The organism is Allobosea sp. FG18 (assembly GCF_057809495.1).
Map to the genome: position 1 here is coordinate 231,831 of NZ_JBMDKB010000006.1, position 10,624 is coordinate 242,454.

Consider the following 10,624-nt stretch of genomic DNA (forward strand, 5'->3'; position numbering starts at 1 on the left):
GGCGCTCAGCACGCAACGGATGCGCAAGGAGCTCGATGAACTGATCACATCCCTTCTGCGGCCGGAGGCAGGACTTGCGGGATTAGCCATAGCCTCGCTGTTCGGTGCGGTCCTGCGCGGCGGGCCGATGCAATCGGGCGCAGGCCGCGGATTTCCCCGGGGGGGGCTGATCCGCCCCCGTGGAGGGGTCCGGTTTGATTGTTAGTGGCTTGTCGGCCTCTGCGCGGCCATGGCGGGGATGAGGACTTCCGGGGCGGGAGGCTGGCATCCGAGCGGGCCATGCAGGCGCACGGTATTGAAGTGTCGCCGCCAGCTTTCAGGTACGACGCTCAGGGCACGATTTCTCTGTTCATGCCTGCCAAAATGTATGACAGCCCGCGTCAAGTGAACCGTTGATTTTTTGCAAGCTAAAGCCCTTCAAGGGCTCAGGCGGCGAATGGCGCGCCATTCAGGATAAAACTGCGAACACTTATGCATTTGAGATAGCGATATAATTTACGGAGCGGCTCCTCCGAACCTGCCTCGCCTAGTGCCGCCTCGAAACTTCTCCTCGCGAGGCGGGTGCCAGATTGCCCGCTACACCTTCAGCCGAGCTGTGAAGGCGGAGAAGAACTGATCGGCAAGTTTGCGCGAGGTGGCCTGCACGAGGCGGCCGCCGAGCGCGGCGAGCTTGCCGCCGATCTCGGCCTTGGCATCGTAGCTGAGCACCGTCTCTCCGCCCTCCTCGACCAGCGTGACCTGCGATCCGCCCTTGGCGAAGCCGGCAATGCCGCCATTGCCCTGGCCGGCGATGCGGCAGCCATTCGGCGCGTCGATGTCCTGTAGCTCGACCGTGCCGGCAAAGGTCGCCGAGACGGGGCCGACCTTGAGCTGCACCTTTGCGGCGAAGCTGGTCGGCGAGGTCTGCTCCAGCTCCTTGCAGCCGGGAATGCAGGCCTTCAGCGTCTCGACGTCGAACAAGGCCGCCCATACCTTCTCGCGCGGGGCCGCGATGCGATGCTCGCCGGTGATGTCCATGATTACCTCCGGAGCGCGCCCGTCAGACGGCGCAGTAGCGTTCTTGAATGGCCTTGTCGGCCAGCAGCGCGGCAGCCGTGCTGCGGTGGACGACCTCACCCTGATCGATGATCACGGCGCGGTCGGCGAGCTTCAGCGCCCATTCGACGTTCTGCTCGACCAGGAGCAGCGTGACGCCCTGATCGCGCAGGCGCCGGAACAGCACGCCCATCTCCTCGACCAGCACGGGCATGATGCCCTCGGAGGGCTCGTCGAGCAGGATCATCCTCGGCTTCGCGATCATGGCCCGCGCGATGGCAAGCATCTGCTGCTCGCCGCCGGACATGGTGATGCCCTGTTGATCGAGGCGCTCCTTGAGGCGCGGAAAGCTCTCGGCGATCTCGTCGATCGCCCGACGCTCATCGATGGAACCGTCCGTCGCGACGAGGCCGAGCTGCAGGTTCTCCCGGACGGTGAGGCCGGGCACGATCCGCCGCTCCTCGGGCACATAGGCAAGGCCAAGCCGGAAGCGCGCATGGGCCGGCAGCGGCAGCAATTCGGCACCGGCGAAGCGCACCGAGCCGGCAGTGCGCGGCATCAACCCCATCACCGACCGGATCGTCGAAGTCTTGCCGGCGCCGTTGCGGCCGACGAGGGCGACGATCTCGCCCGCCTCGACCGTCAGCGAAATGCCGTGCAGGACATGACTCGCGCCGTACCACGCGTTCAGGCCGTCGACCTCAAGCATAGCCATGGTTCTGCCCCAGATAGACGCGGCGGACCTCGGGGTCCGTCTGGATGTGCTGCGGGCTGCCATCGGCGATCAGGCGGCCGTGATGCAGCACGAGGATGCGGTCGGAAAGGCCGAGGATCATCTTCATCTTGTGCTCGACCAGCAGGATCGTGCGCCCGGCAGCGAGCCGCTCCAGCAGGGCCACCATGTCCTTGGTCTCCTCCGGCCCCATGCCGGCGGTCGGCTCGTCCAGCAGCAGCAGCTCGGGATCGGCGACCAGCGCTATCGCGATCTCCAGCGCCCGCTGCTGGCCATGGGCGAGGAACTTCGCCGTCGTGCCACGCCGCGAGGTCAGCCCGACGGCGGCCAGCGCGGCATCGGCCTTGTCGTCGAGTTCGGTCATCGCGGCCCGGTTCCGCCAGATGTCGTAGCGCGAGCGGAAGGCCTGGGCGGCCACGCGCACGTTCTCGTGGACGGAGAGCTCCGGGAAAATGTTGGTGATCTGGTAGGAGCGCGCGATCCCCAGATGCGCGAAGCGGTGCTGCGGCGTTCCAGTGATGTCGCTGCCTTTGAAACGGATCGAGCCGCTCGAGGGTGCCAGCACGCCGGAGAGCACGTTGAAGAAGGTGCTCTTGCCAGCCCCGTTCGGCCCGATGATCGCCGTGACCTTGTTCGGCTCGAAGGACGCGGTGACGCCCTCCAGCGCGACGAAGCCGCCGAAGCGCCGGCCGATATTCTCGACCGCGAGCAGGGGAACGCTCATCGACCTGCCCTCCAGGCGAGCGCCGTGCCCCAGATGCCCTTCGGCAGGAACAGCACGAACAGGATGAAGACGCTGCCGACGACGATCTGCCAGTGCGAGGTCCAGAGCGAGACCACGTCCTCCATCAGCAGGAAGGCGAGCGCGCCGACGAAGGGGCCGAAGAAGCTGCCAGCGCCGCCGAGCAGGGTCATCATCACGATCATTCCGGAGGTCTGGTAGTGCAGGATGTCCAGCGGCACGATCGCCAGATGCAGGGCCGAGAGCGTCCCGGCCAGCGCACAGATCAACCCGGACAGGGTGAAGGCGATCAGCTTGCTGCGCTCGACATCGTAGCCGCAGGCGCGCGCCCGGGTCTCGTTCTCACGGATCGCCTCGATCACCGCCCCGAAGGGCGAGTTCAGAATGCGGGAGACCAGCCACAGGGCCGCCGCCGCGAAGACCATGAGCACGTAGTACTTCTTCAGCGGATCGAGGAAGTCGACCGTCCAGCCGAAGAGGTCGATCTTGGCGACGGTGAAGCCGCGCAGGCCGTTCTCGCCACCGGTCAATGAGGAGGCCTGCAGCGCGACATAGTAGACGAGCTGCGACAGGGCCAGCGTCACCATCGAGAAATAGATGCCGCGGGTCCGGATCGAGAGCAGGCCGATGACGAAGGCGAGCGCACTGCCGGCGATGACACCCAGCGCGACGGCCGCGTACCAGGGCAGGCCGAACTTGCCGATCACAATCCCCGTGACATAGGCGCCGGTCCCGAAGAAGGCGGCATGGCCGAAGGAGAGCAGCCCAGTATAGCCGAACAGCAGATTGTAGCCGACCGCGACGAGCCCGTAGATCAGCACGTTCACGGCGAGCGCCTGGGAAGGAAGCACCCAGGGCAGCAGGCACAAGATCAGGACCGAGAGAGGAACGCGCCAGGCCGCCAGCCTTGCGCGCCAGCCCCTGTGACCAGCCGGGCCGGCCATAACGGCGGCGACGGAGGAGTCGGAAGCGGTCATCGTCATCTCCTCAGCCGCGCACAGGCTTGCCGAATAGGCCATGCGGCCTCACCAGCAGCACGAGCGCCATCAGCGCGAACATCACGATCGTCGCCATCTCCGGGGCGAACAGGGCCGTCATGCTGATCGCGACGCCGACGAGCAGCCCCGCGACCACGGCCCCGACGAGCGAGCCCATGCCGCCGATGACCGTGACGACGAACGCCTCCGCCAAAACGAGCGAGCCCATCTCCGGATTGACGTTGCGCATCGGCGCGGCGAGCACGCCGCCCAGCGCGGTCAATCCGATGCCGAGCCCGAAGACCAGAAGCCATACCTTCGAGATATCGACGCCGAGCACGCGCATAATCTGCGGGTCCTTGGCGCCCGCGCGCACGATCAGCCCGAACTTCGTCTTCTCCAGCCCGAGCCAGAGCAGCACGAGGATGACGGCGACGACCGCGACGACGAAGAGCCGGTAGATCGGGAAGAAGCCGATGCCGAGATCGGCGACCCCGGCCAGTTCCGGCGGCGTCTGGAATGGGATTCCGTCACTGCCGAACACGATCCGGACGGCCTCGACCAGCACATAGCCGAGCCCGAAGGTCAGCAGCAGCGGGTCGTCGATCGATCGCTTGTAGAGCGGGCGGATCAGGAAACGCTCGATCAGCATCCCGAAGGCGCCGATGGCGATGGGGGCGATCAGCAGCCCCCACCAGAAGCTGCCGGTCAGCGACGCGACCCAGAGCCCGGCATAGGCCCCGATCATGAACAACGCGCCATGGGCGAAATTCACCACGCCCAGCATGCCGAAGATGATCGACAGGCCGAGCGCGACCATGATCAGGATCGCCCCGAGCGCAACGCCCGAGAAGAGCTGCATCGCGATGAGTTCGGCGTCCATCACGGACCCTCCATGACGCGTGTGTCGGCGATGCTCAGGCCGGGAAGCCCAGTTCCGAGCAGCTGCGCAGAATGGTTTCCGAGGCGGGCTCCGTGGCGAGCACCTTGAAGAGGTCGGCCTCGTTCTTCATCTCGGCCTTCTTCTTCGACTCGAGCACCAGCACCGACTGCACCGACTGATGGTCGCATTTGCGATAGTGCTGCGGGCCCTTGGCGATGTCGTATTTCAGCACCTCGAGCGCCGCGATCACCTTGTCGGTGTCGGTCCCACCCGCCTTCTCCATGGCGAGCAGCAGCGAATAGACGCCGCTGAAGCCATAGGCGCCGTAATCGGTCGGGTAGGCGCCGCCATTGGCGGCCTTGAAGGCGTCGTTGAAGCTCTTCGCCGTCGGAATCGTATCCTCCAGGCCCCAATAGTAATTGGCGCCGCCGATCACGCCCTCGAAGGCCTCGGGGCCGATGGCGAGCCGCTGATTGTGCAGCAGCACGGGCACCACGATCTTCGACTGGCGGTTCATGCCGAAATCGACCGCCTGCTTGACCGAATTCGCCTGGTCGCGGCCGAAATTGCAGATGCAGAGGATGTCGGGGCGCATCGAGCGCAGCCGCGGCATGAAGGTCGAATAGTCGGCCGCGCCGAAGGGGTGCAGAATCTCGCCGACGCTGGTCGCGCCGATGGCCTGCTGCGCCCGCTTGAAGCCCCTCAGCATCTCGTGGCCATAGGCATAATCGGCGACGAGATAAGCGACCTTGGAGTCCTTTTTGAAGGTGTGCTTGGCCACCGCCGCAGTCGTCATGTGCGGGTTCAGCGCCTCGTGGAAGGTGAAGCGGCTGAAATCCTTGATCTCGTTGATGGTGTCCGACTGGCTGATCGAAACGTAGATGATGCCCCGCGCCCGCGTAACCTCGTTGACCGCGAGCTGGACGGCGCTGGAAAGCGCGCCGACGATGGCGTGGACCTTGTCCTTCTCGATCAGTTCCAGCGTGCGCGTCGCCGCCTCGCCCGCATTGAGCTTGTCGTCGCGCACGAGCAGCTCGACCTTGCGGCCGGCGATGCCGCCCTTGTCGTTGATCAGCTTGACCGCGAGCTCTGCGCTCTTGACCTGATCCTTGGCCTCGGCGGCGAAGGGGCCGGTCAGCGGCGTCGGGAAGCCGATGCGGATGGTTTCCCCCTGCGCGCGCAGGATGCCCGGCATGGCGAGCGTCGCGCCGCCGGCGGCGAGGCCCGCGAGCGTGGCGCGGCGCGTGAGTGAAGGCAGGCCCTTGCTCTTATCTGTCATGATCGTCTCCTCCGCGGTCCTTGTTCTTGTCGTTGTTCAGATCGTTCCGAGCGCCCTCAGCAGGCGTGTCGGCGTCATCGGAATCTGCGCGATGCTGGCGCCGAAAGGCGCCATCGCGTCGTTGACGGCATTGAGCGCGGCGGCGGATGCCGCGGCGGTGCCAGCTTCGCCGCAGCCCTTGGCGCCCAGCGCGGTATCGGCCGTCGGCGTCTCGATATGGGCGATGACGATGTCGGGCATCTCGCAGGCCATCGGCACGAGGTAGTCGGCCAGCGAGCCGTTGGTCAGCTGGCCGTTCTCGTCGTAGCGGCATTCCTCGAAGAAGGCCGCGCCCAGCCCCTGCACCACGCCGCCACGGACCTGCTCATCGACCAGCAGCGGGTTGATGATGCGTCCGCAATCCTCGACGACCCAATGCTTGAGGATATTCACGAAGCCCGTCTCGACATCGAGTTCGACATGGCAGCCCTGCACTCCGTTGGTGAAGGCGAAGGGATAGCCCTGCGGCGCGTGATGATGCGCGACGGTGAGCTGAGCGCTCGCATCCTTGGGCAGCGTGTCGGAGCGGAAATAGGCGATGCGCGCGATCTCGGCGAGGCTGATGCGCTCCATGCCGCTCAACCGGTCGACGACGACGCCATCGCGCATGTCGAGATCGCCGGGCCGGGCCTGCAGGATCGTCGCGGCCAGGGACAGAACGTTGTCGCGCAGCTTGCGGGCGGCCTGCAGCGCGGTCTCGCCGCCGATCCCGGCACCACGGCAGGCCCAGGTCGCCCCGCCATGGGGCGTGTTCTCGGTATCGCCGGTGATGACGCGGACCTGTTCGCGCGCGATGCCGAGCTGGTCGGCCACGATCTGGCCGATGATGGTCTCGGTGCCCTGCCCCTGCTCGGTCACCGAGATCTGGCAACGGACCTCGCCCGAGGGCGTCACCGCCAGAACGGCACCGTCCTGCGCCGAGATGCGCGCCCCGCCGATGCCGTAAAAGGCCGGGCTCGGATTGGAGATCTCGACGAAGCTCGCGATGCCGATGCCGCGATGGATACCGTGCTGGCGCAGGGCCGCCTGCTCGGCCCGCAGCGCGTCGTAGCCCATCAGCGTCTTGAGCCTGGCGAGGCTCTTCCGGTGCGAGAGCGCCTCGAACTGGTATCCGGTCGGCGAGGTGCAGGGATAGGCATCGTCCGGGATCAGGTTCCTTTCGCGCAGGCTGACGGGGTCGAAGCCGGCCTTGGCGGCAGCCATGTCGACAAGCCGCTCGGTGACGGCGCAGGCGATCGGGTGGCCGACGGCGCGATACTGGCTGGTCTGGACCTTGTTCTGGAACACGACCGAAAGCTCGGCGCGGTAGCTGTCGAACCGATAGGGTGCGCCCATCAGCCGGATGACCTGGTTGCCCTCGACCGCGCTGGTACGCGGATAGGTCGAGAACGGCCCGATCGCGGTGACGTCGTCGACGTCCATCGCCAGGATCGTGCCTTCGGCATCCAGCGCCATGCGGGCGCGCACGCGGTGATCACGGGCATGAATGTCGGAAACGAAGGACTCGATCCGGTCCGCCACGAACTTGACCGGCCGCCCGCAGAGCATGCTCAGGCCCACGACCGCCATGTCCTCGTGATAGACATGCAGCTTCATGCCGAAGGAGCCGCCGATATCGGGAGCCACGACGCGCACGCTCGCTTCCGGGATACCGTAATGGCGCGAATAGAGGTCCTGGAACTGGTAGGGCGTCTGCGTCGCGTGATGGACCGTGAGCTTGCCCTCGCTCGCATCCCAGTCGGCGAGGATCGCGCGCGGCTCCAGCGTCACCGCCGTATGCCGGCCGAAATGGAACTCTTCCTCGACGACATGGGCGGCGCCCGCGAAGATCTCGTCGATGCCGCCGGTATCGAGCCGGCTGCCGAAACACAGATTGTCGGGGACGGCGACGGCGGCCCGGTCGGCATCCGGCTCCCGCGCGGCGTCCACGTCGACCACCGGTGCCAGCTCCTCGAACTCCACCGCGATCGCTTCGGCCGCATCCTCCGCCTGGGCGCGCGTATCGGCGACCACGGCCACGACCGCCTGGCCGGCCCAAAGCACCTCCTCGAGCGGCAGGGGCAGTTGCGGAGCCGATTTCATGCCCTTGAAGTGATCGAGCGTGCCGCTCCAGGGCTTGCACAGCTTCGCCAGATCGGCCCCCGTCGCGATGAGCCGCACGCCGGGCATGGCGCGCGCCTGCGCGACATCGATCGAGACGATGCGGGCATGGGCATAGGGGCTGCGCAGGAAGGCGGCGTGCAGCATGCGCGGCAGCACGAGGTCGGTGACGTAGCGACCCCGTCCCGCCAGCAGGCGCTTGGCGTTGGGGCGCGAGACCGAGCGGCCGATATAGGAGTTCGGACGGTCGAGGGTGCCGAGCGGCGCGTTCATGCCGGCTCCTCCAGGAAGGCGGCGGCGGTCTCGCCTGCGGCGCGGCGGCGCGCGACGGCCTCGATCGCATCGACGATCGCCTCGTAGCCGGTGCAGCGGCAGTAGTTGCCGGAGAGGGCGTCGCGGATCTCCTCCCGGCTCGGCATCGCCTTGCGCGTCAACAGCCCATGCGCAGTGACCAGCATGCCGGGTGTGCAGAAGCCGCATTGCAGGGCGTTGCGCTCATGGAAGGCGCGCTGGAGGTCGGCGATCGCGGCGCTTTCGCTCAATCCTTCCACCGTCTCGACGGCGGCGCCGCCAGCCTGCACCGCAAAGGTCAGGCAGGCATGAACCGGCGCGCCGTCCAGCATGACGAGGCAGGCGCCGCAGACGCCCATCTCGCAGCCGGCATGGGTGCCGGTCAGGCCGAGATCGCGGCGCAGGAAATCGGCCAGCGTCTCGCGCGGCTCGGCCAGCCGCGTCAGCGTCTCGCCATTGATCGTGAGGGTGACGGGAACGGCCGCTGTCATGATGCCTCCGCGATCCGGCCGAGCAGACGCCCGAGCAGGACGCGCGCCAGATGCAGGCGCATCGCCGCCGGCACCTGCTCGTCATCCTGCGGATCGAGGTCGTCGGCGAGCGCCGCCTGTGCCCGGCGGATGGCCTCGCCGTCGAGCGCGCTTCCAGCGAGCATGGCTTCCGCTGCCCTGGCCCGCACGGGAACCGGGCCGACCGAGAGGAAGGCGATGCGGGCTTCCCCGACGAAGGCCCCTTCCAGGGCGAGCATCGCGCCGCAACCGACGATGGCATAGTCGCCGCGCCGGCGCGCCAACTCGTCGAAGGCGCAGCGATGCTTCGGATGCGCGGCGGGAATATGGAACGCGACCAGCAATTCGCCGGGCTCGATCGCCGTCTGATAGAGATCCTGGAAGAACGCCGACGCCGGAATGCGGCGCGTGCCTTCCGGACCGGCGATCTCCATTTCGGCATCCATGGCCAGCATCATCGCGGGGAATTCGGAGGCGGGATCCGCCAGGGCGACGCTGCCGCCCAGCGTGCCGCGGTTGCGGATCGCCGGGTGCGCGACATGAGGGGCGGCGAGCGCCAGAAGCGGCGCGCATCTGGCGATCAGCGGATCGTCATGCGCCTCGACATGCCGGGTCAACGCGCCCAGCCGCAAACTGCCATCCTCCAGTGAGATGCCGCGCAGCTCGGGGATATGGGCGATGTCGATCAGGCGTTCGGGAGCCTGCAGGCGCAGGGCCAGCGCCGGCACGAGGCTCTGGCCGCCCGCGATGTAGCTGGCATCGCCACCGGTCTCGGCGAAGGCGGTGAGCGCCTCCGCGATCGTGGCGGGGCGAGAATAGCTGAAGGCTCGGGCTTTCAAGGCTCCGAACTCCGTTGTGCGTTTCCAGGCCAGATTTGTAACCATCTGGTCTCAAAATGAATGCACGCACCCCGGAGGGCGTCAAGCAAAAATGACCACCTGGTTACAAAATTCCCTTGTGCGACCAAAGCGTTATATCCAATGAAATATAACGAATGGGATCCTTGGCGGGGAAGCGGACGCCGACCGGGCAGAGCTAAACCTCGGGCAGGACTGGCAAAGCAGGAAACGCGGCCGGCAGTGGTTTTGCCGGACACCCGTCGCAGGGATGGCTGCAATCGGGCTGGTCAAAATGACCAGACGGTCGCAAATTCGGGCGACCGATTCGGCGCGGCACGGTCCGAAACTGGAGCGCGATAGCACGCATGACCACATCCGGAGCTGGCGAGACCCGGCCGCGGCGGCGCAACATGCGTGCGACGGACAGGGAGCAGGCGATCCTGAGCGAGGCGATCCGCTTCTTCGCCGAGCATGGTTTCGAGGGCCAGACGCGCGAGCTCGCCAAACGCATGGGCATCACCCACTCGGCGATCTACCGGCATTTCCCAAGCAAGGAAGCACTGATCGAGCGCGTCTACGAGCATATCTATCTCAGCCGCTGGCAGCCCTCGTGGGCGCCGCTGATCTCGGACCGCTCACGCGCTCTGGAGGACCGGTTGACCCAGTTCTATCTCGAGTATGTCGAGCGCGTTTTCGATCATGACTGGGTCAGGATCTTCGTCTTCTCCGGATTGCGCGCCTTCGACATCACAGGCAGGTATCTTGCTATCGTCAGGCGCGAGGTGATCGAGCCCGCATGCGCCGAACTGCGCCACGAGCTCGGTCTGCCGGACGTGGCCCAGCTGCCTCTGGCCGAGCGCGAGACGGAAATGTTTTGGGGCCTGCACGGGCGCATTTTCTACGTTGCAATTCGCCGTTACGTCTATCAGACGCCCACGCCCGACGATCTCGACGAAATCGTCGCCGACGCCGTCCGCGGCTTCTTCGTCGGAGCGCGCCAAATTGCCTCGGAGATCAGCCGCCTCGAAGGGCAGACGGGGAACAATCGCCCCAAACCCAAACGCACGGATTTCCCCGAACCGGCAAAGACGCCGAAAATCAGGGATAAAAAACAATGACTTATGGAAAGAGCCTCGACGGCATGGCGCTCCCTAGGGGTGCCCTTGGCGAGGTCCTGAGTTCGCTGGCGAGCGATAT

10 protein-coding genes are annotated in these 10,624 nt (G+C 66.4%); 1 reads left to right on the forward strand and 9 read right to left on the reverse strand.

From position 1 onward, the window contains the following. Positions 1–576: 576 nt before the first annotated feature. From ACODTJ_RS09470 to ACODTJ_RS09510, 9 genes are read right to left on the reverse strand one after another with little or no spacing between them, the layout of a single operon-like run. The gene (locus ACODTJ_RS09470) at positions 577–1,017 is read right to left on the reverse strand and encodes an SRPBCC family protein (RefSeq protein ID WP_298922527.1); all 441 of its coding nucleotides are present in this window, start codon (positions 1,015–1,017) and stop codon (positions 577–579) included. 22 nt (positions 1,018–1,039) lie between these two features. Then, on the reverse strand, positions 1,040–1,744 hold the full coding sequence (locus ACODTJ_RS09475; protein WP_449254665.1) for an ABC transporter ATP-binding protein: 705 nt from the start codon (positions 1,742–1,744) through the stop codon (positions 1,040–1,042). Continuing rightward, the gene (locus ACODTJ_RS09480) at positions 1,737–2,492 is read right to left on the reverse strand and encodes an ABC transporter ATP-binding protein (RefSeq protein ID WP_440141186.1); all 756 of its coding nucleotides are present in this window, start codon (positions 2,490–2,492) and stop codon (positions 1,737–1,739) included. Before ACODTJ_RS09480 ends, ACODTJ_RS09475 begins: the two co-directional genes overlap by 8 nt. Continuing rightward, on the reverse strand, positions 2,489–3,487 hold the full coding sequence (locus tag ACODTJ_RS09485; protein WP_440141187.1) for a branched-chain amino acid ABC transporter permease: 999 nt from the start codon (positions 3,485–3,487) through the stop codon (positions 2,489–2,491). The genes ACODTJ_RS09480 and ACODTJ_RS09485 overlap by 4 nt, the downstream gene beginning before the upstream one ends. Positions 3,488–3,497: 10 nt before the next feature. Next, on the reverse strand, positions 3,498–4,370 hold the full coding sequence (locus tag ACODTJ_RS09490; protein ID WP_297255985.1) for a branched-chain amino acid ABC transporter permease: 873 nt from the start codon (positions 4,368–4,370) through the stop codon (positions 3,498–3,500). Positions 4,371–4,404: 34 nt separating this feature from the next. Beyond that, positions 4,405–5,649: an ABC transporter substrate-binding protein gene (locus tag ACODTJ_RS09495; protein WP_488848271.1), complete on the reverse strand. Its 1,245-nt coding sequence runs from the start codon at positions 5,647–5,649 to the stop codon at positions 4,405–4,407. Between the two features lie 36 nt (positions 5,650–5,685). Continuing rightward, positions 5,686–8,061 (reverse strand): xanthine dehydrogenase family protein molybdopterin-binding subunit, encoded by a 2,376-nt coding sequence (locus ACODTJ_RS09500; protein WP_454655301.1) that lies wholly within the window; start codon positions 8,059–8,061, stop codon positions 5,686–5,688. Further along, a complete protein-coding gene (locus ACODTJ_RS09505) occupies positions 8,058–8,570 on the reverse strand; it encodes a (2Fe-2S)-binding protein (protein ID WP_454655299.1) in 513 nt (170 codons plus the stop codon). The genes ACODTJ_RS09500 and ACODTJ_RS09505 overlap by 4 nt, the downstream gene beginning before the upstream one ends. Beyond that, complete coding sequence (locus tag ACODTJ_RS09510) at positions 8,567–9,427, reverse strand: FAD binding domain-containing protein (protein WP_454655297.1); 861 nt, start codon at positions 9,425–9,427, stop codon at positions 8,567–8,569. Before ACODTJ_RS09510 ends, ACODTJ_RS09505 begins: the two co-directional genes overlap by 4 nt. Positions 9,428–9,837: 410 nt before the next feature. Between ACODTJ_RS09510 and ACODTJ_RS09515 the strand changes: the two genes are divergently transcribed. Next, on the forward strand, positions 9,838–10,545 hold the full coding sequence (locus tag ACODTJ_RS09515; RefSeq protein WP_449254664.1) for a TetR/AcrR family transcriptional regulator: 708 nt from the start codon (positions 9,838–9,840) through the stop codon (positions 10,543–10,545). The last annotated feature ends 79 nt before the right edge of the window (positions 10,546–10,624 follow it).